Below are 21,799 nucleotides of genomic sequence, written 5' to 3' on the forward strand. Positions count from 1 at the left end.
CCACGTCCGCCGGGTCCGGGTGCTCGTCGGCCAGCAGCCGCTCCGCGTGGTCGGCGTACCAGCGCATCGACTTGGCGCACTTCGCGGCCTCGGCCCGGGCCGAGACGAGCGTCTTGCCCATCTCCAGCGTCATGGTCCGGGCGACCTGCTCGTTCCGCTCGTCCAGGAGGTCGGCGGCGCGGTGCATCAGCGCGGCGCGCTGCGCGAACGAGGTCAGCCGCCACTGGACGAACGCGGCCTCGGCCCGCGCCAGGCGCTGTTCGACGGCCGCGGCGTCCAGCGGCTCGAAGGTCTCGACGGTCCGGCCGTCGGCCGGGTTGACGGTGGCGATCGGCACCGGACACTCCATCCAGAGGCAGCGCCCTTACGGCGTGCGCGCGGCGAACGGCGCGAGGAGGTGGCGGCTCGCTCCGCGGCCACTCCACCGTGCTCCCTCGCGTGACAGCAAGCTAGCAGCGGGACGCGGGCGCCCCGGCGTCCGACGCACCCGTCTGCCGGGTGAATCACCTGCCGCGAAGGCGGTATGACGAACGATCAGCGGATGATCGACCCGTCGGGGTGGGCGGGGAGCGCGGGCGGAACCCGTCGACCGTCGGCCCGGGCGACTACCCTGGACGTGTGCAGATCGAGGACCTGAAACGGCTCCGCAAGGCCCGCGACACCATGGACCGCGACTACGCGGAACCGCTGGACGTCGCGGCGCTGGCTCAGGTCGCCCTGATGTCGGTCGGCCACTTCCAGCGCAGCTTCCGCGCCGCGTACGGCGAGACCCCGTACAGCTACCTGATGACCCGTCGGATCGAGCGGGCCAAGACGCTGCTGCGCCGCGGCGACCTGTCGGTGACCGACGTCTGCATGGCCGTCGGCTGTACGTCGCTCGGCTCCTTCAGCACCCGCTTCACCGAACTGGTCGGGGAGAGCCCCAGCTCCTACCGGGCCCGCGACCACAGTGCCAGCGAGCACATCACCGCCTGCGTCGCCAAGTACCTCACCCGGCCGATCCGCGGCAGCTACACCGGCCGTCCCACCGGGGTGGACACGCCCGACGGGGAGCCGATCAGGAACGGAGAAGCGGAAGCGGGCGCCGGTCAGTAGCGTCGGGGGCATGGACATCACGCTCTCGCAGTGCTTCATCGCCGTCGACGACCACGAGGCGGCCCTCGGCTTCTACCGCGACGCCCTCGGGCTCGAGGTGCGCAACGACGTCGGCTTCGAGGGGATGCGCTGGGTCACCCTCGGCTCGCCCACCCAGCCCGACGTGGAGGTCGTGCTGGAGCCGCCGGTCGCCGACCCGGGCGCCACCGACGCCGACCGCCAGGCCGCCGCCGAACTGCTCGCCAAGGGCCTGCTGCGCGCCGTCAACTTCCGTACCGAGGACTGCGACGCGACCTTCGAGCAGATCCGCTCCGCCGGGGCCGACGTGCTCCAGGAGCCGATGGACCAGCCGTACGGCGTGCGCGACTGCGCGTTCCGCGACCCGGCCGGCAACATGGTCCGCTTCGCCCAGCCCCGCAAGTAGCCGCAGCGCCGTGGGCGCCCGCCCGGAGGAAGCCCTCCGGGCGGGCGCCCGTCGTCGTGCCCGGGCTCAGCCCGCGATCAGCGGGTAGTGGTCCGAGAGGTCGGTGTAGGTGTACGACTTGCCCCAGCTGCTGACCGTCCACGGCGCACTGTGGAAGCGGTGCACGGTGTTGGTGTACTGCTGCGGCCGGGCGTGGTCGGCGCGGTAGAGGACGTAGTCGAGGTCCTCCTTCGGCTCGCCCGGGTAGCGGTAGGCGGCGATCGAGTTGTCGACGGTGTCGAAGGAGTTCGCCCAGCCGGTGCGGGTGGTGGCCGGGGCCAGGTTGCCGTTGGCGAGCATCGACGGGTACTCGCCGCCGTGCGAGTCCACGTTGAGGTCGCCGGCCAGCACGATCGGCTCGTTCGCCGGGATCTGCTTGGCGTCCAGGAACGCCTTCATCGCGCGCAGCTGCCGGCCGCGGATGTCCGCCGCCTCGCCGCTCGCGCACCCGGAGTCGGTGGACTGCAGGTGGGTGCCGACCACGTGCGTGCGCAGCCCGTTGACGTTGATCTGCGCGTAGACGAACCCCTTGTTGGACCACCAGTCGGAGCCGCACGCGTCCTTGAAGACGTACTGCTCCTTGCGCAGGATCGGCCACTTGCTGAGCAGCACCACCCCGCCGTCCTCGGGCGTGGTCGAGCTGTAGCTGCCCGCGGTGGCGTCCCAGCCGCTGGTCGAACGGCCCACCACCGGGGTGTGGTACGGGTACGCGCCGGAGGCCTTGGCGACCAGCGCGTCGGAGGAGGAGTTGTCGAAGGCCTCCTGCAGCACCACCACGTCGTGGCCCTGGAAGAAGTCCGCGCCCGCGATGGCCTGGGCCCGGGAGGACTGGCCCCAGTTCGGGTAGAGCGAGGTGCTCATCAGGAAGGTGTTGTAGGTCAGGACGTCCAGCGCGGGCGCGGTGAGCGGAGCGGCTTCGGCGTGCGCGGTGCTCAGCGGCGCGGCCAGCAGGGCGGCGGCGGTGCCGAGGGCGGCGGTCAGCCGGGCGGTGCGGTGGGCGCGGGGCTGCGGCATGGGGACTCCGGGGAGGGTCGACGGCAGAGGTTGTGTAGCCAACTGCCGTGCAGTCAACTCCGGTTCGGCGGCGCGCGACAAGACGGTGACCGGCCCGTCGGTGAACGCGTCCGAAACAGCGCTACTGAGGAGTAGTCAGGTGGTCGGGCATGGTGTCAACCGAAGGTTGACAGTGGAGGGGTGTCAACCTAGGGTTGCCTCATGGCTGACACCACTGGAGCGAACCACTCGATCCGGCTCGACGACCTGATCGAGGGCATCAAGAAGTCGTACCCCGACGCGCTGGACCAGCTGTCGAGCGCCGTCCTGGTCGCCGACCACCTCGGCGAGATCGCCGACCACCTCATCGGCCACTTCGTCGACCAGGCCCGCCGCTCCGGCGCGTCCTGGACCGACATCGGCCACAGCATGGGCGTCACCCGGCAGGCCGCCCAGAAGCGCTTCGTCCCCAAGGCGCCCGGCGAGGTCAGCGACCTCGACACCAGCCAGGGCTTCAACCGCTTCACCCCGCGCGCCCGCAACGTCGTGATGGCCGCGCACCAGGCCGCCAAGGAGGCCGGCAACGCCGAGGTCCGCACCGAGCACCTGGTGCTCGGCCTGCTCACCGAACCCGAGGGCCTCGGCGCCGCCTTCATCACCTCCCAGGGCGTCACCCTCGACACCGTCCGCGACGCCGCCCGCGCCGCCCTGCCCCCCGCCGTCGAGGACGCGCCCGAACTCGTCCCGTACGACGCCGGCGCCAAGAAGGCACTCGAACTCACCATGCGCGAGGCCCTGCGCCTCGGCCACAACTACGTCGGCACCGAGCACCTCCTGCTCGCGCTGCTGGAACACGAGGCCGGCCAGGGCCTGCTCACCGGCCTCGGCCTCGACAAGGCCGCCGCCGAGGCGTCGATCGCCGAAGCCCTCGCGCTCCTCACCGCCAAGCCCGACGCCTGACGCCGGCCTCCACGACTCGTGCGGCGGCCCGCTCCGGGACGGGGAGCAGGCCGTCGCACGGCTGCCCCGCGCTCCGCAGGGGTGCGCGGTAAATGTGTTGACCGAGCGTCACGAGTGACGGTTCGCTGCTCGGGTGACTGAGCTGCGCTTCGAACGGCCGGTCGGCGACGGGATGCTCGCCGACTGGCAGTACGTCCACAACGTGATCATCCCGACCGATCCGCTCTCGCTCGACGACGTGCGCGAGCGGTCCGGACGCCACCACCTGGAGGTCGCGTACCTCGGGGAGCTGGCGGCGGGCTGCTCCACCGTGCGGTCCGCGGAGGCGGACGATCCGGGAACGGTCACGGTCATCGCGCGGATCCTGCCCGGACACCGCCGCCAGGGCTACGGCACCCGGCTCTGGGACCGCGGACTGGCCAGGGCCCGCGAGCTCGGCGCCGAGACGGTGGCCACGGTGGTGCTCGCCAGCAACAAGGACGGGCTGGAGTTCGCGCTGCGCCGCGGCTTCACCGAGACCGACCGGTACGTGCTGCCCGGCGACACCGTCGCGTACGTCGAACTCCGGCGACCCGTGGACGCGGCTGATGACTGAGCGAGCGGGTGACGTCGAATCGGTACCGCTGCCCGACGGGCCGCTGCTGGAAGGGCCGTTGCTGGAAGGGCGGTTGGTGCGACTGGAGCCGCTGGAGCAGCGCCACGCCGCCGGGCTGGCGCGCGCCGCGGAGGAGAACCGGGACAGCTACGGCTACACCTGGGTCCCGCGCGCCGACGCCGCCGACCGGTACATCGCCACCCAGCAGGAGCGCGCCGCGGCCGGCCGGCTCGCGCCCTACGCGCAGGTCTCGACCGCCAGCGGCGAGGTGGTCGGCGCCACCGCGTTCTGGGACCCGCGCCGCCTCCCCGACAACGGCCGCCTGTTCGCGATCGAGATCGGCTTCACCTGGCTGGCGGCCTCCGCCCAGGGCACCGGCATCAACGCCGAAGCCAAGCTGCTCCTCTTCTCGCACGCCTTCGAGCAGTGGGGCGTCAACCGGGTCGACCTGAAGACCGACGCGCGCAACGCCCGCTCGCGGGCCGCGATCGCCGCCACCGGCTGCCGCTTCGAGGGCGTCCTGCGCAACTGGTCGGTCTCCTGGATGCCGGGGGAGGAGGGCCGCCTGCGCGACTCCGCGATCTTCGCCCTCACCGACACCGACTGGCCCACCGCCAAGCCCGCCCTCCAGACCCGGGTCGCCCGGCACCACCGTGCCTGACCCTCCGTCACCGACTGTGCGGCGGCGGAGGATTGGCCGGCCCGGGCGGAGGCGGCGGCGCCCCACCCATCCCCGTGGGCTTCCCCGAGGGCGACTTCTGCGGTGCCACGTTCGTCATCCCCACTCGCGTCGTGACGGATACCGGTCAGTGGCTACGTGCCCAGTCTTCGGTCGGGGATAACGACCCGGCCCCGTCCGGTCGCAGGTCGGCCGACTGATCAGAGCCGGAGCGCGCCGACCGGGCTGCCCAGGGTCCGGCCGTACGCCGTCAGAGCGAGGACGCCGGTACCCCGCGAGGGCGTACCGGCGTTCACCCTGCGGGGGTTCAGGCTGAGTTCGGCCGCCAGGTTGGGCGCGAGGTCGATCAGCTCGTCGGTCCACAAGTCGTGCTCCTCCTCGGTGTCGACCCGACCCGGCGTCAGCGCGGGGAGCCCGAGTTCGGCGCGGCGACGGTGCTCGTACGGGAGGGGGCCGCCCAGCTCCAGGTCCTCCGTGTCCTCGCCGGGCACGTAGGCGAACCGGCGCAGGACCGTGCCGCGTTCGGCGACCAGCACCGCTGATCCGTCGTTCTGGTAGCTGTGCCAGTATGCCTGGGCGTGCCCGTAGCGGACACTCAGGCGGGCGCACACGTCGAGGACCTCGTCGGCGCGATCCGAGTCCACCGGGTCGGACCAGGCGCCGACCACCAGCGTCCAACCCGCGAGTTCTGGGGTGACGAAGACACGGCGGAACTGGTCCAGCGGAGCCTCGTCGAGGCCGCCGTGGCTGTCGCAGTCCGCCGCGAACACACCGGCGGCGAACGGTACCGGTCGTGGTGCCGACAGGTCCAGCAGGTCCATCAGCCCGGCCTGGTCGCCGGTTCGGACGGCGAGCCACGAGAGGTAACAGCAGTTCAGCGCCACGGGACGGTCGTCGGACAGTCTGACGCGCGCCAGACGTTCGACGGCCGCCACGTCACGAGGGCTCAGCACCGCCTCCCCGCCGATCTCCGCCAGGGCCTCCAGCGCACCCGCCCGCACGGCACCGGGGCCGTCGCGCCGAACGGCCTGAAGCAGCGTCACCACCGGTGCGCCCCAGTCGGCGAACGTCCACACGGCCGACTGGCGCACCGCCGGGTCCGGGTCCCCCAGCAGCGGCAGCACCTGCCGTGCGAGGTCCGGGCCGCTCGCCTCGCTGTGGCGGAGGTCGACCAGGGCGGACCGGCGCACGGTCGGGTCCGGGTCGGCCAGTGAGGTGCGCAGCTGAGGGGCGGTCATGGGCGAGGACGCTAGCGGGCGGCGCCGACAGGTCAGTCCCGGCGGGCTGCCCAGTGGTGGGTGGTGCCCTGGTGGAGGGCGGCGTAGAGGCGGTCGCGGAGGAGGTTGGCCTGGTGGTCGGTGAGGGTGTGGTCGGGGTGGCGGAGGACGATCTTGAGGAGCAGGTTCTGCTGGGCGGGGTGGGCGCCGAGGCGGGTGAGGGCCTGTGGGGGGAGGTCGTGGCCGGGGGTGGCGGTGAGGATCTCGACGGTCTCGACGTAGTCGGCGTCGGGGCCGAGGGCCTCGCGGACGCGGTCGCCCAGGTCCTCCGCGGCGTCGGACGGGTCGACGGCGATGGACAGGTCGCGGCGGATCGCGGGCATCGGGGAGACCGGCCGGTACGCGGCGAGGTCGGCGAGTTGGGCGGTGACCGCCGGGGCGTCGGCGCGCAGCAGGCGGATGTCCGGGATCCCCTTGAGCAGCATCAGCATCCGGTCGAGTCCCATCCCGAGCGCGAGGCCGCTCCACTCGGCCCCGAGGCCGGCCCGGGAGAGGACCTCCGGGTGGGCGAGGCCGCACTCGGCGATCTCCACCCAGGTGCCGTCGGGCGCGAGCACGTCGATCTGACGGCCCGCCAGGGTGTACGGGTGGACGCGCTCCTCGGTGCGGTACTCGGCGCCGGGCAGCAGCGCCTCGACCAGGACCCGGATCATGCCGTCCAGATCGGCGGACGAGGCCGGTTCGGGGCGGCGGGTCAGGTACCAGAGGTCGAGCTGGTGCGGGGTGCCGGTGTGCAGGCGGTCGATGCTGTCGCGCCGGTAGACCAGGCCCGGGCAGGCGAGCAACAGGTGGTCGGGGGCGGTGCGTTCGGCGGCGAGGGTGCGCAGCGCGCCGGGGACGAGCGCGCTGGAGTGGCTGCGCAGCATCCGGTGGTCGTCGACGTAGCGGGTGTAGCGGGCGTCCCGGGTGACGTCCGAGGCGCGGTAGCCGAGGAGGTCGTAGTTGTCCTGCACGGTGACGACGCGCTCGCCGCGGTGCAGGCGGTGGGCGCAGTCCCAGTGCCGGGTGAGGGCGGCGACGGCGCGATCGAGGACGAGCTGCAGTGCGTGCGGCCCCGCGGCCGGGTCGGTGAGGTCGCGGACCGCGAGATCGCGGGCGAGCTGCTCGGCGGACAGGTGGGCGGGCTGGTACGTGGACAAGGCGGGCCTCCGGGCCTTCGCAGGGGTGACGAACGAACGTCCCCCCGGCCCCTGGGCACAACCCGCCGCCCGGGATCGGCGCAGCCTCAGCCGTCCTGGCGGCGTGGCGAAACTCGACCCCTGCGGCACCCATCGGGAGCCGGGGGGCCGGTAAATCGGCGAGTAATCGCAACGACGGCCACGAGCCGGAGTGTAGACCGCCCTCCCCGCCGCGCGGCAAATGCTTTTCCCGACACCCCCGACACCCCCGACACCCCGGGCCACCGCGTGCCGGAAGGGCGGGGGAAGGCTCTAGGCTGCGGGTTCGTGACGTTCTCCTCCGGTTGGACCCCCGGGCCTTCGTTCGACGAGCGGGCGCTGACCGTCGAGATCGCCGGGTCGGTGCCGACGGCGGCGAACGCGGAGCAGGTGGCGGAGATTCTGTTCGCGGCGGGGTGGCGGGTGCGGAAGCAGTCGTGGACCGAGTTCGAGGCCGAGCACACGTATGCCCTGCTGTCGGTGCTTCCGCTGGATCCGGTGGTCTTCACGGGCGAGATCGCGATCAGCGGGATCACGGCGCTGGTCGAGACGTTCGGGCGGCTCGGGCACCGGTGCACGGTCGAGCTGTACGACCCGGACAGTGGCGATCTGCTGGCCGAACTGCCGCGTCGTGAGGGCCTCGACCGACCCGTCTGACAATCAGTCAGGCATCTGTGCAACCATTCGGTGCGCCGGTGGGTCGTACCCGGCGGAACGTCCTCGTGGCCGCTCGGCCGAGGGCGTCGGCAAGTCCTTCTGAGGGGGAATCAACCATGCCTGCCCGTCACGTCATCGCGTTGGCCACGGCCACCGCGCTCGCCGTCGCGGTTCCCGTCCTGTCCTGCGGCACCGCCGTCGCCGCACCAACCGCACCGGCCGCATCCGCCTCGCCCGCATTGCCCGCCGCGCCCGTCGCGGTCGGTGCGACCACCGCCCCGGCCGGTTTCGTCGGCTTGGCGTCGAGGCGGGTGCTGGACACCCGCAACCAGTACTGGAACCCGGACATGGCGCAGGGGAAGCTCACCGCGGGGCAGAACTTCAAGGCGGACCTCGGCGAGCGCACCAGCCACATGCCGCCGACCGTGCTGCCGGTGCTGCCGGCCGACGCGACCGCGGTGGTGGTCAACGTGACCGTCACCGGCGGGACGGCCGACAGCTACCTGACGCTCAGCGCGGCGGCGGGTGACGCGGGGACCGTCCCGGCGACGTCCAGCATCAACTTCACGGCGGGTCAGACGGTCGCGAACCTGGTCACGGTCGCCGTCACGCCCGGCAGCACCATGCCGTCGGTCAACGTCTACAACCACGCCGGCAGCGTCGACGTCGTCCTCGACGTGGTCGGCTACTACCGGGTCGGCGAGGCGAACAAGTACGGGCCGCTGACGCCCGTGCGGCTGGCCGACACCCGGCTCGACGCCGGGACCCTCGGCACCGGCGGGGTCCGCACCCTGCAGGTCGCGAAGCCCGAACTCGGCACCGCCGACGCCACCGCGGTGGTCCTGACGGTCACCGCCACCAACGCCACCACCGACACCTTCCTGTCCGCCTACCCGACCGGCTCCTACCGGGGCAGCTCCAGCGTGAACGTCGGCCCCGGCCAGACCGTCCCCAACCAGGTGGTGGTCCCGGTCGGCGCCGACGGCAAGGTGGACATCTACAACAACGCCGGCAGCGCGGACGCGGTCGTGGACCTGGTCGGCTACTACGGACCCAGCGGGCAGGGGCTGTTCAGCGCGCTCAAGACCCCGACCCGGCTGTCCGACACCCGCCAGACCAGCCCGCTGTCCCCGTTCAGCGTCCGCCGCATCCAGGCCACCACCCCGGCCGGCGCCCCCGCGGGCGCCCTCGGCGCCACCCTCAACGTGACCGCCACCGAGACCACCGACTACGGCCACCTTATCGTCTACCCCGACGGTGCGGCCCGGCCCAGCACCTCCAACCTCAACCTCACCCCCCACGCCACGGTCGCCAACTCCGTGACCACCGGCCTCGGCAACGGCGCCTTCGACGTCTACAACCACTCCGGCCAGACCCAGCTGATCACCGACCTGACCGGCTGGTTCACCACCTCCTGACGGTCTGTACCCCCTCCGCGTCAACGGCCGCTGCGCACTCGGCCGTTGACGCGATGCGGGGAAGGCGATCCCCCCGGGAGCGGGGCGAAAACCGGTCGCGGTCCGCACACCCGCGCCGTAGCCTGCGCGCGTGGAGCACGAAGATCCGAAGCAGACGGTCCGGCGCGGGTACGACGTGCTCTCGGAGCACTACGAGCGCGCGTTCGGCGGCGAGACGAAGTACGGGCCGTGGATCGAGGAGTTGCTCGGCCGGCTCCCTGCCGCGGGCGCCGTGCTGGACGTCGGCTGCGGCACCGGAGTTCCCGTGGCCCGGTCCCTGGCCGCGGCGGGCCACCGCGTGACGGGCGTCGACATCAGCGAGGTCCAGATCCGCCGGGCCCGGGAACTCGTGCCGGCCGCCGAGTTCGTCCGGGCCGACGCCATGACCCTGGAGTTCCCCCGGGAGCGCTTCGACGCCGTGGTCTGCCTGTACGCCCTGATCCACGTTCCGCTGGCGGAGCAGCCGGTCCTGCTGGAGCGGATCGCTTCCTGGCTGCGGCCGGGAGGCTGGTTCCTGTGCACCACCGGGCACCGGGCCTGGACCGGGACCGATGAGAACTGGCTCGGCGGTGGAGCGGCGATGTGGTGGAGCCACGCCGACGCCGAGACCTACCGCGGATGGCTCGTGGCGGCCGGGCTCGACGTGCTCCACGAGGAGGTCGTGCCCGAGGGTGACAGCGCGCACGTCCGGTTCTGGGCCCGGCGCTCCGGACACCCGGCACGCGGGTAGGCTCGGCCGCCCGGTACGGGAGCGGGAGGCGGCGCGGGATGAGCGGGGTCGGGCAGGCGTACGACGGGGTGGCGGAGCTGTACGCGGAGCTGTTCCGTGGCGAACTGGGCGGGAAGGCGGCCGAGTTGGCGCTGATCGAGGCGCTGGTGGCGGGGCCGGCTGTGCGGGAGCGGGGGCTTCCGGTGGGCGATCTGGGGTGCGGGCCGGGGGAGGCGGTCGAGGTCCTGGCGGGCCTCGGGGCACGGGCGTTCGGGCTGGACCTGTCGGCGGGGATGCTCGCGCAGGCGCGGGGACGGTGCCCGGCGACGGGGTGGGTGCAGGCGTCGATGGCCGCGCTGCCGTTGGCGGACGGCTCGCTCGGCGCGATCCTCGCCCGGTACTCGCTGATCCACCTGCCGCCGGAGGAACTCCCGGGCGCACTGGCCGAGTTCGGACGGGTGCTGGCCCCCGGCGGGCGCTTGCTGACCGGGTTCTTCGCCGCCGACCCGGAGCTCGGCGACACCGACCACCCGGTCCCGTTCGACCACAAGGTCACCACCGCCTACCGCTGGCCCGTGGACACCCTGGCGGGGCTGCTGCGCGCCGCGGGGTTCACCGAGACCGCCCGCGTGGTCCGCGCACCGGGCCCGGGCGAGCGCTTCCCGCAGGCGAACCTGCTGGCGGAGCGACCGGTCTGACGGAGGGCCAGGGCCGGCTCAGCTGACCCAGCCGCGGCGGTGGGCCTGCCAGCCGAGCTGGATGCGGGTGTCGGCGCGGGCGAGGGACATCAGGCGGCTGATGCGGCGTTGGACGGTGCGCAGGCCGAGGTTGAGCTGCTTGGCGACGGCGGCGTCGGTGGCACCGGACAGCAGCAGGGCGAGGATGCGGCGGTCGGTCTCGTCGGGCTCGCCGGCCGGGACGGGCCCGACGGCGAGGGCGGGGCCGGTGCGGCCGAGGGGGTGGGCCCACTCCCAGGTCTGTTCGAACAGCACGGTGAAGAGCGTGACCAGGGCGGGGGCCCGGACCACCAGCGCGACCGGGTCGGTGGCGGACTCGGTGAGCGGGACCAGCGCCAGCGCGCGGTCGGCGATGATCAGCTTGGTGGGGACCTGCTCGACCACCCGGATCTGCTGCTGACGGTCCATCGCCTCGAACAACGGCCGGGCCGCACCCGGCTGGTCGAGGGCCCGGCGCTCCAGCACCACCCGGTAGGCGACGCCGCGCTCGACGGCGGCGGACTCCGCACCGGTCTGGTCGGCGGGCACCACCTGCTGACGGCTGGTCACCAGCGCGAGCAGCTCGCGCTCCGCGCCCGCCTGCAACTGGGCCACCCGGTGGCTGATCGCGGCGGGCCCGGCGACCACCTCGACCAGATCGCGGTACGCGTCGCCCTCCCGCGCGGTGGCGGAACGATACGCCTCGGTGAGCATCGAGGCGGTCAACTCGGCCTCCTGCAGGGCGTGCCGCTGCCCGGTGAGTAGCGCCTCCAGGGCGACGGCCGGGGGAGCGGCGGTGAACCGGCGCCCGGCGCCGGGCGCCACCAGACCGCAGGCCTGCAGGAGTTCGAGGGCGCCCACCGGCACCGGGCCGCAGCGGGCCGCGAGTTCGGCGCGGGTCGCCGGGCCGTGCGCCACCAGCTGGGTGTAGACCCGCTCGGCGTGCTCGTCCAGACCGATCGCCGCCAGCATCCGCCGCTCCCTCCGCCGTACCAGGCCGTCGCCCGCCGAACCCGCCGTACCGGACCGTCGTCCGCCGTGCCCGCCCACCAGAAACCACGCGCCGAACCACCACGCGCCGCACCGCCACACGCCGAACCACCACGCGCCGAACCACCACGCGCCGCGGCACCCCGCGCGCGCACCGCCGTGCGTGCGCACCGCCGCCGCGGGGGCGGCGAGGCGACGCACTGTCAGTTCGCACCGGTCGCACCCCGGGTGGCGGTTTGCCGCCGGGCGGTGATCCGCCAGCGCCCATCATGACCGGTCAGACCCGTTCTCTGCCAGGCTCACCGGCCATAACCTCGACTCCTGGAGGCGTCCATGACATTGCCGGTGCGCATACGCGGCGCGATGGCACTGGCGGTGGCGGGCATCCTCGCCACCGGCACGCTCACCTCGACCGGACAGGCATTCGCGGCCCAACCCGCCCCGCCCGCAGCCGACCCCGCCGCCGGGACGGGACTGACGGGCCGCCAGAACACCGCCCCCCGCACCGTCACCCTGATCACCGGCGACCGGGTCCAGGCCGTCACCACCGCCGACGGCCGCACCAGTGTCACCGTGCTGCCCGACGAACACGGCGACATCCCGCTGTACTTCACCCAGCAGCAGAACGGCGACCAGTACGTCATCCCGCAGCGCGCGGGCGCCGCGCTCGCCGCCGGCACCGTCGACCGCCAACTCTTCGACGTCACCGCGCTGCTGCGCCAGGGCTACGACGACCAGAGCGCGAAGACGCTGCCGCTGATCGCCGTCTACCGCGACGCCTCCGCCGCCGACGCCAGCCCGAAACTGCGTGAACGCGCCGCCGGGACGAAGCAGTTGAAGGCCGTCGACGGCGTCGCCTTCGCCCCCGCCAAGCAGGACGCCGCGCGCACCTGGGACCAGCTGGTCGACGCGGCCGGCCGCGGCCGGGACGGGCTCGGCAAGCTCTGGCTGGACCGCAAGGTGCGCGCCGCCAACGACGCCGAGACCCGGCAGATCGGCGCGCCCGCCGCCTGGGCCGCCGGACTCGGCGGCGCGGGCGTCAAGGTCGCCGTCCTGGACACCGGCATCGACGCCGACCACCCCGACCTCGCCGGACAGGTCGACGGCCGGCGCAACTTCACCGCCGACACCCCCGACGAGGACGTCCACGACGCCGTCGGCCACGGCACCTTCGTCGCCTCCGAGATCGCCGGCACCGGCAAGGCCTCCGGCGGCAAGGAGCGCGGCGTCGCCGACCAGGCCCGGCTGCTGGTCGGCAAGGTCCTCGACGACGGCGGCTCCGGCACCGACTCGCAGATCATCGCCGGCATGCAGTGGGCCGCCGACTCCGGCGCCGACGTGGTCTCGATGTCCCTCGGCAGCCCCGAACCCAGCGACTGCACCGACCCGATGTCGACCGCCGCGCAGCGCATCGCCGAGCAGTCGAAGGCGCTGTTCGTGGTCGCCGCGGGCAACCTCGGCCGCTACCAGTCCGTCAGCTCGCCCGGCTGCGCGCCCGCCGTGCTCACCGTCGGCGCCGTCGACTCCGCCGACCGGACCGCCGACTTCTCCAGCCACGGCTCCGTCACCGGCGCCCACACCCTCAAGCCGGAGATCGCCGCGCCCGGCGTCAACGTCACCGGCGCCGCCGCGGGCGGACGCGGCGTGTACGCCTACACCGCGATGTCCGGCACCTCGATGGCCACCCCGCTGGTGGCGGGCAGCGCCGCGCTGGTCAAGCAGCGCCACCCCGAGTGGAGCGCCGCCCAGCTGAAGGCCGCGCTGGTCTCCTCCGCGCAGGCCGCCGTCCCCGGCGACGTCCAGCAGACCGGCGGCGGACGGCTGCGCGCCGACGCCGCCACCACCCAGCGCGTGCTCGGCGCGCCCGCCGTCGGCTTCGGCGACTTCGCCTGGCCGCAGCGCGGCTCCGACGCCCGGACCCGCCAACTCCCGTACACCAACACCGGATCCGCCCCCGTCACACTGAAGCTCGCGGTGCAGCGCACCGACGGCGACGACGACTCGGCGGTCAAGGCGAAGGCCGTGAAACTCGGCAGCGACCGGATCACCGTGCCCGCCGGGGCGACCGTCCAGGTGCCGCTCACCTTCGACCCCAGCGCACGCCTGACGGGTGGTCAGTACGGCGACGTCACGGGCCGGGTGCTCGCCACCGCCGAGGACGGCAGCACCGTCTCCACCCCGTTCAACGCCTACGTGGAGCCCGAGACGCTCGCCGTCCGGATCAAGGTCGTCGACCGCGACGGGCAGCCCGCCACCGCCGACAGCGGCACCAGCATCACCCTGGTCGACCTCGGCCAGGCCACCGGCAGCCGCCAGGCCCCCGACGCCAACGGCGAGATCGTCTACCGGCTGCGCCCCGGCACCTTCTCGCTCAGCGGCTTCGCCGTCACCCCCGACCACCGCGACACCACCGGCGAGGCCGCGCCGACCGCCGTCACCGCGTTCGCGATGCCCGAACTCACCCTGAGCAAGGACACCGTGCTCACCCTCGACGCCCGCAAGGCCGAGCGGATCGACGTCCGGGCCGACCGCGACCTGCGCACCCGCGGCGCCACCCTGGAACTCAGCCGCTGGTGGGGCGACAAGTGGGTGGACTCCACCGGCGTGCGGACGGGCGTCCAGCCGGTCGAACTCTCCGCCTGGGGCTCCGGCAAGGCCCGCACCGGCGGCTTCGAGTTCGGCAGCTACCTGCGGCTGGCCGCCCCCGAGGTGGTCCTCACCGGCGCCGGGCTCACCCTGGAGCCGCACTACGCGGCCTACGCCGCCGAGGCGCACCTGCCCGCCACCGGCAGCGCCGCCCTCACCACCGCAGCCAGTGGCAGCCCCGCCGACCTGGCCGCCGCGGGCGTGGGCGGCAAGCTGGTGCTCGTCCCGGACGACGGCACCTCGCAGCGCGAGGTCTCCGCCAACGCGCACGCCGCGGGCGCGGTCGGCGTGCTGACGTACCGCCGGACGCCGGGCGTGTTCGGGAAGAACGACATCAGCCTGGACACCCCGGTGCTGCCGGTCACCGCGGACGAGGCCGGCCGGCTCCGGACCGCGCTCGCCGTCGGTCCGGTCACCCTGCGCTGGACCTCCACGCCCGACAGCCCCTACGTCTACAACCTGGCGTTCCACGACACCGGTTCGATCGGCGGCAAGCAGCGCCACACCGTCCGCGACCGCGACCTGGCGGCCGTCACCGAGAACTGGCACTCCCTCGGCAGCGCGGTGCGGATGGCCGACTACACGAGCGTCGAGCGGCCGTGGAACCCCTACGCGGTGATCTCCACCGGCCAGGGCCTGGTCGCCACCCCGTCCGGCCGCGCCGCCTACTACACCGCCGACGACACGGTGTGGCTGCACGACGCGCAGAGCAGCTGGCCGTTCTCCGAGTTCATGTCCGACCAGCCGCGCCGCTACCGGGCGGGCCAGGCCAGGACCGAGGACTGGTACCGGGGCGTGCTGCGGCCCACCGCGGGCCGGGACGCCGACGGGAAGGCGCTGCTGATCGGCGAACGGCAGGCCGACCTGATCGGCGTCGACTTCAGCCGCTCGCTGTGGGGCGACGGGAACGCCGACCACACCGGCAGCCAGGCCTACTTCGGCGACGGCGCGACGGTGGAGCTGCTCAGCGGCGGCGAGTCGCTCGGCCGGTCCTGGTACGGCCCGTTCAACGTCTGGCAGGTGCCGGCCGAGGCCCGCGACTACACCCTGGTGCTGCAGCAGGAGCGGTTCTACCACCGTGACATCTGGCAGCGCTCCACCGCGGTGCAGACCGAGTTCGGCTTCCGCTCCACCGGGGACCCGGCGCAGTACTCGCAGTCGCTGCCGCTGCTCTTCCCCGACTACCGGATCGACCTCGACGGCGCCAACACCGCCGCCGCCGGCCCGGTGCGGATCGCACTCTCCGCCACCGGACACGCCGGCTACACCCCCGGCCCGCTGACGGCCGCCCAGCTGTCGTACTCCTACGACGGCGGCAGCACCTGGACGGACGCCGCGGTCGGCGCCGACCACGTCGCGGTCCTCGACCACGCGGGCGCCTCCGGCCGCAGCGTGACGCTGAAGGTCACGCTGGCGTCCGCCGACGGCGCGAAGGTCACCCAGACCGTCACCGACGCGTACGCGGTGCGCTGACGGGTCCGCCGACAGCAGCACGGGGCGGGCGGCCGGGAGGGGCATCTCCCGGCCGCCCGCGCGGTCGGTGGCACGTGTCGCCGCGGGAGTGGGGCCGTTCGGCGTAGTAGGTTCGCGGGCGTGTGGACGTGCGGGCCCCCCGGGGCGATAGCCGGGATGTGACGGTCCCCGTTACGGGCCGGAAAATCCGGCGTAACAGGGCCTCAACAGGATGTTGATCCACTGGTCTGCCCGTCGGCCGTCGGCCGGCTTCCCACCCGAGGTGCACGATGAGGCTTACGCCGCATGAGCAGGAACGGCTGTTGATCCACGTCGCCGCGGACGTGGCGCGGGCCCGGCGGGAGCGCGGGGTACGGCTCAACCACCCCGAGACGGTGGCGCTGATCACCTCGCACGTCCTGGAGGGCGCCCGCGACGGGCGGACCGTCGCCGAGCTGATGGAGTCCGGGCGGGACGTCGTCCGCCGCGACGAAGTGATGGACGGCATCGCCGAGTTGATCCCGGACGTCCAGGTGGAGGCGACCTTCCCGGACGGGACGAAGCTGGTCACCGTGCACGGGCCGATCCGATGAGCGGCGAGTCGCAAGGCGAGTCGCACGGCGGCGTCGTCCCGGGCGAGATCCTGTACGGCGAGGGCGAGATCGGGCTGAACGCCGGGCGGCCGGTGGTCCGGCTGACGGCGCTGAACGTCGCCGACCGGCCGATCCAGATCGGCTCGCACTACCACCTCGCCGAGGCCAACCCCGGCCTGGAGCTGGACCGTTCGGCGGTCCGCGGACACCGGCTGAACATCCCGGCGGGCACCGCCGTACGGTTCGAACCGGGCATCCCGATGGAGATCGAAGCCGTCCCGCTGGGCGGGCGGCGCGAGGTGTTCGGGCTGCGCGGCGAGACCGCCGGACCGCTCGACCCGGCCGCGGGGGAGGGACGATGACGGACCGTCACGCGCTGCGCCTGGACCGGGCGCGCTACGCCGACCTGTACGGGCCGACCACCGGCGACCGGATCAGGCTGGCGGACACCGCGCTGCTGATCGAGGTGGAGGAGGACCGCTGCGCCGGCGGCGACGAGGTGGTGTTCGGCGGCGGCAAGGTGATCCGCGAGTCGATGGGCCAGGGCCGCGCCGCCCGCGCCGAGGGCGCGCCCGACACGGTGATCACCGGCGCGGTGGTGCTCGACCACTGGGGCGTGGTCAAGGCGGACGTCGGCATCCGGGACGGCCGGATCACCGCACTCGGCAAGGCCGGCAACCCGGAGACCATGGACGGCGTCCACCCCGACCTGGTGATCGGCCCGGAGACCGAGGTGATCTCCGGCAACGGGCGGATCCTCACCGCGGGCGCCATCGACGCGCACGTGCACTTCATCTGCCCCCAACTCGCCGACGAGGCACTGTCCTCGGGTGTCACCACGCTGATCGGCGGCGGCACCGGCCCGGCCGAGGGCACCCGGGCCACCACCATCACGCCCGGCGGCTGGCACCTGGCCCGGATGTTCGCCGCGATGGACGACCTGCCGCTCAACATCGGCCTGCTGGGCAAGGGCAACACCGTCAACGCGGAGGCTATGCACGCCCAGGTGCGGGCCGGCGCCGTCGGGTTCAAGATCCACGAGGACTGGGGCGCCACCCCCGCCGCGATCGACGCCTGCCTGCGGGTCTGCGACGCCACCGGCGTCCAACTCGCCATCCACACCGACACCCTGAACGAGGCCGGGTTCGTCGGCGACACCCTGGCCGCGATCGCCGGCCGCGGCATCCACGCCTACCACATCGAGGGCGCGGGCGGCGGCCACGCCCCCGACCTGATCAGCGTGGTCTCCCAGCCCAACGTGCTGCCCAGCTCCACCAACCCGACCCGCCCGCACACCGTCAACACCGTCGACGAGCACCTCGACATGCTGATGGTCTGCCACCACCTCAGCCCGCACGTCCCCGAGGACCTGGCCTTCGCCGAGTCGCGGATCCGGCCGAGCACCATCGCGGCCGAGGACGTCCTGCACGACCTCGGCGCGATCTCGATCATCTCCTCGGACTCCCAGGCCATGGGCCGGATCGGCGAGACCGTGATCCGCACCTGGCAGACCGCGCACGTGATGAAGCTGCGCCGCGGCGCCCTGCCGGGCGACGGCCGGGCGGACAACCTGCGGGCGCGCCGGTACGTGGCGAAGTACACCATCAACCCGGCCGTCGCCCAGGGGCTGGACGGCGAGGTCGGCTCCGTGGAACCGGGCAAGCTGGCCGACCTGGTGCTGTGGTCGCCGCCGTTCTTCGGCGTCAAACCGGACCTGGTGCTCAAGGGCGGCCAGATCGCCTGGGCGCAGATGGGCGACGCCAACGCCTCCATCCCCACCCCGCAACCCGTGCTGGCCCGCCCGATGTTCGGCGCGACGGGCCGGGCCGGCTCCCGCAACTCGTTCAACTTCACCTCCGCCCCGGCGATCTCCGACGGCCTCGCGGACCGCCTCGGCCTGGCCAAGGCGTTCACGCCGATCCGGGACACCCGGGGCGTACGGAAGGAGCACATGCGCAACAACGCGGCGATGCCGGACGTCCGGGTCGAGCCGGACACCTTCACCGTCACCATCGACGGCGAGGTGGTGGAGCCCGCGCCGGCGCGTGAACTCCCCATGGCCCAACGGTACTTCCTCTTCTGATGCAGCGTCAGGAGAGCACCGCGGCGCCGACCGGGTCGTCCCCGGGGCGGCTCGGCGCGCTGCTACTGCTCGCCGACCCGCGACTGCCGACCGGCGCGCACGCCCACTCGGGCGGCGTCGAGGCGGCGGTCCGGGCCGGACGGGTGCGCGACACCGCCGAGTTGGCGCAGTTCCTGACCGGCCGGCTGCACACCGCGGGCCTGACGGCGGCCGGGCTGGCCGCAGCCGCCGCGACGGCGGACGGCGACGCGCAGCGGCTACGGGAGCTGGACGCCGAGGCCGACGCCCGCACGCCGTCGGCCGCGGCGCGGGCCACCAGCCGCAAGCTCGGCCGCCAACTGCTGCGCGCCGCCGCGGCATTGTGGCCGGGACCGGAACTGCGGGCGCTGACGGCGGCCGACCCGCAGCAGCCGGTCGGCCCGCACCAGCCGGTGGTGCTCGGCGCGGTCGCCGGCCTGGCGGGCCTGACCGCGACGGAGGCGGCCGGGCTGGCCGCGTACGAGAGCGTCAACGGCCCGGCCGCGGCGGGCGTCCGCCTGCTCGGCCTGGACCCGTACGAAGTGGCCGCCGTCCTCGCGCAGTTGACGCCGCAGGTCGACGAGCTGGCGGCGGCGGCGGTGCGGGCCGTCGAGCGCGGCGAGCTGCCGGCGAGCGGCTCGCCGCTGCTGGAGATCTACGCGGAGCAGCACGCGGCGCGCAAGGGAAGGCTGTTCGCGTCATGAGCAGGTCCGAGCACGTCACAAGAGCCCCCGGGCGTCGCCGGAGACACCCCGAACCACCCCCGAACCCGACAGCCCAGCGTCAGAGAGGTGAATCCCATGCACGGTGACCACGTCGACCTCCACCAGGCACCGGCCCGCCACAGCTACCAGGCCGCCCCGGCCCGGGCGTTGCGGATCGGCCTCGGCGGCCCGGTCGGCTCCGGGAAGACCGCGACGGTGGCGGCGCTCTGCCGCGAGCTGCGCGGCGAGCTCTCGCTGGCCGTCGTCACCAACGACATCTACACCACCGAGGACGCCGAGTTCCTGCTGCGCAACGCGGTGCTGCCGCCGGAGCGGATCACCGCGGTGGAGACGGGGTGCTGCCCGCACACCGCGATCCGCGACGACATCGCCGCGAACCTGGACGCCGTCGAGGAGTTGGAGCGCAGCCTGGGCGCGGTGGACCTGGTGCTGATCGAGTCCGGCGGCGACAACCTGACCGCGACGTTCAGCCGGGGCCTGGTGGACCACCAGATCTTCGTGATCGACGTGTCGGGCGGCGACAAGATCCCGCGCAAGGGCGGGCCGGGGGTCACCTCCGCGGACCTGCTGGTGGTCAACAAGACCGACCTGGCGCCGCTGGTCGGCGCCGACCTGGGCGTGATGGCCCGCGACGCCAAGGCCCAACGCGACGCGCTGCCCACGGTGTTCACCAGCCTGACCGCGCCGGACGGGATCGCCCCGGTGGTGGGCTGGGTGCGCGAACAGGTGGCCCGGTGGCGCTCGCGGTAGCCGGCGCGGCCGCCGCGGTCGCCGCGCGGGTGCGGATCGCCGCCGCCCCCGACGGGCGCGGCGGCACGGCGCTGCCGGTGCTGGCCGGCGCCGGCCCGCTCGCGGTCCGCCGCACCCGCGGCAGCGGACGGGAGGCCCGGGTGGTGCTGGTCGGCGCGATGGCCGGGCCGCTCGGCGGCGACCGGCTGGCCGTCCAGGTCCGGGTGGCGGCCGGCGCGGCGCTGACGGTGACCTCGGCCGCGGCGACCGTCAGCCTGCCCGGGCCCGGGCCGGCCGAGTACGAGATCCGCCTCGACGTCGCCGAGGGCGGCGAACTGCACTGGCTGCCCGAGCCGGTGGTCGCCGCCGGCGGCAGCCACCTGGTCACCCGGACCCGGATCACCCTCGCGGCGGGCGCCCGGCTGACCTGGTGCGAGGAACAGGTGCTCGGCCGCCACCACGACTGGGCCCGCGACCTGCCGCCCGGGCGCCTCACCAGCCACCTGACCGTCCATCAGGACGGCCGCCCGATCCTCGACCAGCTCACCGACCTCGGCCCCGGCGCCCCCGCCTGGAACGGCCCCGCCGCGCTGGCGGGCCACCGCGCCGCCGGCCAGCTCCTCACCGTCGGCCACCCGCCGCCGCCCGCCCCGCCCGCCGACACCGACGCCGCGCTGCTGCAACTCGCGGTACCCGACGCGGCGTTGCTCACCGCGCTGGCCCCGGACGCGCTGGCCCTGCGGCGCCTGCTGGGCGTCAGCCCCGGCCGGCCGCCAGGTGGGTGAAGTCCTCGGCGTCGTGCGCGCACAGTGGGCGGACCAGGTCGCCGTGGTCGCGGCGCAGCTCGCGCAGCCGCTGCTGGTTGCGCTGCCGGGCCTTGTCGTCCACCGCCATCAGCTGCTGGTAGGTGCGCAACGCCGGTGGACGGCGCAGCAGTTCGGGGGCCAGGTCGGCGGCGCTGAAGTACGCGTCGCCGCAGTGCAGCAGCCAGCGCTCGCCGTCTCGGACGGCGACACCGCTGTGCCCGTGGGTGTGGCCGGTGAGCGGCACCAGCAGCACCTCGGGGCCGGCGCCGGGCAGCAGCCGCACCGCCTCGAAGCCGAACCACTGCTCGCCGCCCGCCGCGTACTCCGTCCAGCGCGGCCCGTGTGACCACTGCACCGCGCGGTAGCGCGATCGCTCCAGCCGGGTGGCCGGGTCGCGCGCCGCCCGCAGTTCGGCGGCGAGCACGTGCACCCGGGCCTCCGGGAAGTCGCCGAGGCCGCCCGCGTGGTCCGGGTCCAGGTGGGTGACCACGATGTCGCGGACGTCCCGCGGGTCGAAGCCCAGCGCCCGGACCTGGTGCAGCGCGGTGCGACGCAGCGTCAACTGCGGCCGGGCGGCCAGCAGCAGGCCGCGCCCCAGCCGCAGCGGATCCGCCACGTCCGCCGTCCCGAACCCGGTGTCCACCAGCACCAGCCCGTCCGCTCGCTCCACCAGCAGGCAGTGCCCCACCATCCGCCCGACCACCCGCCCGCCGCTGCCCACCAGCAGCCGGCCGCCGTACGGGCAGAACGTCGCGCAGTCCAGGTGATGCACGGTCATGACGCCTCCGGAGGGTTCGGATCAGCACACGGCCCGCTCGGGCCATGCCCGTTGCCTTTGGCTTCCTCCCTGCCCTGAAGAAGGACCGGGATTGAAGGCGCGTGCGGCGCGCGGGGCAACCGCCCCGTGCGCGTGCGCGTCGCCGATGGTTGGCGTTTCTCGGACCGCCAGGTGGCGAGGTCTCCGCGCCCTGACACCGCATGCCCTGCGGCGTTGAGGAT

General features: G+C 74.0%; 22 protein-coding genes. 16 read left to right on the forward strand and 6 right to left on the reverse strand.

What is annotated here, in order from left to right:
- The coding region (locus AB0K51_RS24695) for an aldehyde dehydrogenase family protein (RefSeq protein WP_363459087.1) at nucleotides 1-337 on the reverse strand (337 nt) is incomplete at its 3' end.
- A 326-nt stretch (nucleotides 338-663) separates the two neighbouring features.
- On the opposite strand from AB0K51_RS24695, the gene AB0K51_RS24700 reads away from it, so the two are divergent.
- Together AB0K51_RS24700 and AB0K51_RS24705 are read left to right on the forward strand one after the other, a co-directional pair.
- Nucleotides 664-1,095: a helix-turn-helix transcriptional regulator gene (locus AB0K51_RS24700; protein WP_363459189.1), complete on the forward strand. Its 432-nt coding sequence runs from the start codon at nucleotides 664-666 to the stop codon at nucleotides 1,093-1,095.
- A 10-nt stretch (nucleotides 1,096-1,105) separates the two neighbouring features.
- Nucleotides 1,106-1,519, forward strand: coding sequence for a VOC family protein (locus AB0K51_RS24705; RefSeq protein WP_363459089.1), 414 nt, complete (start codon nucleotides 1,106-1,108; stop codon nucleotides 1,517-1,519).
- Between the two features lie 66 nt (nucleotides 1,520-1,585).
- On the opposite strand, the gene sph is transcribed toward AB0K51_RS24705, so the two are convergent.
- Nucleotides 1,586-2,572 carry a sphingomyelin phosphodiesterase gene (gene sph, locus AB0K51_RS24710; RefSeq protein ID WP_363459091.1) on the reverse strand — a complete coding sequence of 329 codons (987 nt, stop codon included), beginning with the start codon at nucleotides 2,570-2,572 and terminating at the stop codon, nucleotides 1,586-1,588.
- Between the two features lie 201 nt (nucleotides 2,573-2,773).
- Here sph and AB0K51_RS24715 point away from each other — a divergent pair, with 201 nt between their 5' ends.
- The 3 genes from AB0K51_RS24715 to AB0K51_RS24725 all read left to right on the forward strand — a co-directional run bounded on the left by AB0K51_RS24715 (nucleotide 2,774) and on the right by AB0K51_RS24725 (nucleotide 4,767).
- Nucleotides 2,774-3,511, forward strand: a complete 738-nt coding sequence (locus AB0K51_RS24715) for a Clp protease N-terminal domain-containing protein (protein WP_363459093.1) — start codon at nucleotides 2,774-2,776, stop codon at nucleotides 3,509-3,511.
- A gap of 133 nt (nucleotides 3,512-3,644) precedes the next feature.
- Complete coding sequence (locus AB0K51_RS24720) at nucleotides 3,645-4,106, forward strand: GNAT family N-acetyltransferase (protein ID WP_363459095.1); 462 nt, start codon at nucleotides 3,645-3,647, stop codon at nucleotides 4,104-4,106.
- Nucleotides 4,099-4,767 (forward strand): GNAT family protein, encoded by a 669-nt coding sequence (locus tag AB0K51_RS24725; protein ID WP_363459097.1) that lies wholly within the window; start codon nucleotides 4,099-4,101, stop codon nucleotides 4,765-4,767. The genes AB0K51_RS24720 and AB0K51_RS24725 overlap by 8 nt, the downstream gene beginning before the upstream one ends.
- Nucleotides 4,768-4,985: 218 nt before the next feature.
- Here AB0K51_RS24725 and AB0K51_RS24730 read toward each other — a convergent pair whose 3' ends face one another.
- Nucleotides 4,986-6,023: a HEAT repeat domain-containing protein gene (locus AB0K51_RS24730; protein WP_363459099.1), complete on the reverse strand. Its 1,038-nt coding sequence runs from the start codon at nucleotides 6,021-6,023 to the stop codon at nucleotides 4,986-4,988.
- Between the two features lie 32 nt (nucleotides 6,024-6,055).
- On the reverse strand, nucleotides 6,056-7,201 hold the full coding sequence (locus AB0K51_RS24735; RefSeq protein WP_363459101.1) for a hypothetical protein: 1,146 nt from the start codon (nucleotides 7,199-7,201) through the stop codon (nucleotides 6,056-6,058).
- Nucleotides 7,202-7,507: 306 nt separating this feature from the next.
- Between AB0K51_RS24735 and AB0K51_RS24740 the strand changes: the two genes are divergently transcribed.
- From AB0K51_RS24740 to AB0K51_RS24755, 4 genes are all read left to right on the forward strand, one after another.
- Entirely contained in the window at nucleotides 7,508-7,876 is a 369-nt protein-coding gene (locus AB0K51_RS24740; protein ID WP_363459103.1) for a hypothetical protein, read from the forward strand.
- A 116-nt stretch (nucleotides 7,877-7,992) separates the two neighbouring features.
- Nucleotides 7,993-9,294, forward strand: a complete 1,302-nt coding sequence (locus tag AB0K51_RS24745; RefSeq protein ID WP_363459105.1) for a hypothetical protein — start codon at nucleotides 7,993-7,995, stop codon at nucleotides 9,292-9,294.
- Between the two features lie 130 nt (nucleotides 9,295-9,424).
- Complete coding sequence (locus AB0K51_RS24750; protein ID WP_363459107.1) at nucleotides 9,425-10,063, forward strand: class I SAM-dependent methyltransferase; 639 nt, start codon at nucleotides 9,425-9,427, stop codon at nucleotides 10,061-10,063.
- 38 nt (nucleotides 10,064-10,101) lie between these two features.
- The gene (locus AB0K51_RS24755) at nucleotides 10,102-10,740 is read left to right on the forward strand and encodes a methyltransferase domain-containing protein (protein ID WP_363459109.1); all 639 of its coding nucleotides are present in this window, start codon (nucleotides 10,102-10,104) and stop codon (nucleotides 10,738-10,740) included.
- Between the two features lie 18 nt (nucleotides 10,741-10,758).
- Here the strand turns inward: AB0K51_RS24755 and AB0K51_RS24760 are convergent, their stop codons facing one another.
- Nucleotides 10,759-11,730 carry a winged helix-turn-helix transcriptional regulator gene (locus AB0K51_RS24760; protein WP_363459111.1) on the reverse strand — a complete coding sequence of 324 codons (972 nt, stop codon included), beginning with the start codon at nucleotides 11,728-11,730 and terminating at the stop codon, nucleotides 10,759-10,761.
- Nucleotides 11,731-12,081: 351 nt separating this feature from the next.
- Between AB0K51_RS24760 and AB0K51_RS24765 the strand changes: the two genes are divergently transcribed.
- From AB0K51_RS24765 to AB0K51_RS24795, 7 genes are all read left to right on the forward strand, one after another.
- Complete coding sequence (locus tag AB0K51_RS24765) at nucleotides 12,082-15,867, forward strand: S8 family serine peptidase (protein WP_363459113.1); 3,786 nt, start codon at nucleotides 12,082-12,084, stop codon at nucleotides 15,865-15,867.
- 269 nt (nucleotides 15,868-16,136) lie between these two features.
- Nucleotides 16,137-16,439 (forward strand): urease subunit gamma, encoded by a 303-nt coding sequence (locus AB0K51_RS24770; protein WP_363459115.1) that lies wholly within the window; start codon nucleotides 16,137-16,139, stop codon nucleotides 16,437-16,439.
- Nucleotides 16,436-16,801 (forward strand): urease subunit beta, encoded by a 366-nt coding sequence (locus AB0K51_RS24775; RefSeq protein WP_363459117.1) that lies wholly within the window; start codon nucleotides 16,436-16,438, stop codon nucleotides 16,799-16,801. Before AB0K51_RS24770 ends, AB0K51_RS24775 begins: the two co-directional genes overlap by 4 nt.
- Nucleotides 16,798-18,522, forward strand: a complete 1,725-nt coding sequence (locus tag AB0K51_RS24780; RefSeq protein ID WP_363459119.1) for an urease subunit alpha — start codon at nucleotides 16,798-16,800, stop codon at nucleotides 18,520-18,522. Before AB0K51_RS24775 ends, AB0K51_RS24780 begins: the two co-directional genes overlap by 4 nt.
- Complete coding sequence (locus AB0K51_RS24785) at nucleotides 18,522-19,244, forward strand: urease accessory UreF family protein (protein ID WP_363459121.1); 723 nt, start codon at nucleotides 18,522-18,524, stop codon at nucleotides 19,242-19,244. The genes AB0K51_RS24780 and AB0K51_RS24785 overlap by 1 nt, the downstream gene beginning before the upstream one ends.
- 96 nt (nucleotides 19,245-19,340) lie before the next feature.
- The gene (gene ureG, locus AB0K51_RS24790) at nucleotides 19,341-20,015 is read left to right on the forward strand and encodes an urease accessory protein UreG (protein WP_363459123.1); all 675 of its coding nucleotides are present in this window, start codon (nucleotides 19,341-19,343) and stop codon (nucleotides 20,013-20,015) included.
- Nucleotides 20,000-20,779, forward strand: a complete 780-nt coding sequence (locus AB0K51_RS24795) for an urease accessory protein UreD (protein ID WP_363459125.1) — start codon at nucleotides 20,000-20,002, stop codon at nucleotides 20,777-20,779. The genes ureG and AB0K51_RS24795 overlap by 16 nt, the downstream gene beginning before the upstream one ends.
- Here the strand turns inward: AB0K51_RS24795 and AB0K51_RS24800 are convergent.
- Nucleotides 20,751-21,578 (reverse strand): MBL fold metallo-hydrolase, encoded by an 828-nt coding sequence (locus tag AB0K51_RS24800; protein WP_363459127.1) that lies wholly within the window; start codon nucleotides 21,576-21,578, stop codon nucleotides 20,751-20,753. The genes AB0K51_RS24795 and AB0K51_RS24800 overlap by 29 nt on opposite strands.
- Nucleotides 21,579-21,799: the final 221 nt, after the last annotated feature.

It is taken from the genome of Kitasatospora sp. NPDC049285 (assembly GCF_040678815.1).
GTDB lineage: Bacteria > Actinomycetota > Actinomycetes > Streptomycetales > Streptomycetaceae > Kitasatospora.

What these genes read in the sequence shown, in the direction of transcription:
- AB0K51_RS24700 (WP_363459189.1), top strand. Translation starts at nt 664, where the DNA reads ATGGACCGCGACTACGCGGAACCGCTGGACGTCGCGGCGCTGGCTCAG.
- AB0K51_RS24705 (WP_363459089.1), top strand. Translation starts at nt 1,106, where the DNA reads ATGGACATCACGCTCTCGCAGTGCTTCATCGCCGTCGACGACCACGAG.
- sph (WP_363459091.1), bottom strand. Translation starts at nt 2,572, where the DNA reads ATGCCGCAGCCCCGCGCCCACCGCACCGCCCGGCTGACCGCCGCCCTC.
- AB0K51_RS24715 (WP_363459093.1), top strand. Translation starts at nt 2,774, where the DNA reads ATGGCTGACACCACTGGAGCGAACCACTCGATCCGGCTCGACGACCTG.
- AB0K51_RS24725 (WP_363459097.1), top strand. Translation starts at nt 4,099, where the DNA reads ATGACTGAGCGAGCGGGTGACGTCGAATCGGTACCGCTGCCCGACGGG.
- AB0K51_RS24730 (WP_363459099.1), bottom strand. Translation starts at nt 6,023, where the DNA reads ATGACCGCCCCTCAGCTGCGCACCTCACTGGCCGACCCGGACCCGACC.
- AB0K51_RS24745 (WP_363459105.1), top strand. Translation starts at nt 7,993, where the DNA reads ATGCCTGCCCGTCACGTCATCGCGTTGGCCACGGCCACCGCGCTCGCC.
- AB0K51_RS24755 (WP_363459109.1), top strand. Translation starts at nt 10,102, where the DNA reads ATGAGCGGGGTCGGGCAGGCGTACGACGGGGTGGCGGAGCTGTACGCG.
- AB0K51_RS24760 (WP_363459111.1), bottom strand. Translation starts at nt 11,730, where the DNA reads ATGCTGGCGGCGATCGGTCTGGACGAGCACGCCGAGCGGGTCTACACC.
- AB0K51_RS24765 (WP_363459113.1), top strand. Translation starts at nt 12,082, where the DNA reads ATGACATTGCCGGTGCGCATACGCGGCGCGATGGCACTGGCGGTGGCG.
- AB0K51_RS24770 (WP_363459115.1), top strand. Translation starts at nt 16,137, where the DNA reads ATGAGGCTTACGCCGCATGAGCAGGAACGGCTGTTGATCCACGTCGCC.
- AB0K51_RS24775 (WP_363459117.1), top strand. Translation starts at nt 16,436, where the DNA reads ATGAGCGGCGAGTCGCAAGGCGAGTCGCACGGCGGCGTCGTCCCGGGC.
- AB0K51_RS24780 (WP_363459119.1), top strand. Translation starts at nt 16,798, where the DNA reads ATGACGGACCGTCACGCGCTGCGCCTGGACCGGGCGCGCTACGCCGAC.
- AB0K51_RS24785 (WP_363459121.1), top strand. Translation starts at nt 18,522, where the DNA reads ATGCAGCGTCAGGAGAGCACCGCGGCGCCGACCGGGTCGTCCCCGGGG.
- ureG (WP_363459123.1), top strand. Translation starts at nt 19,341, where the DNA reads ATGCACGGTGACCACGTCGACCTCCACCAGGCACCGGCCCGCCACAGC.
- AB0K51_RS24800 (WP_363459127.1), bottom strand. Translation starts at nt 21,578, where the DNA reads ATGACCGTGCATCACCTGGACTGCGCGACGTTCTGCCCGTACGGCGGC.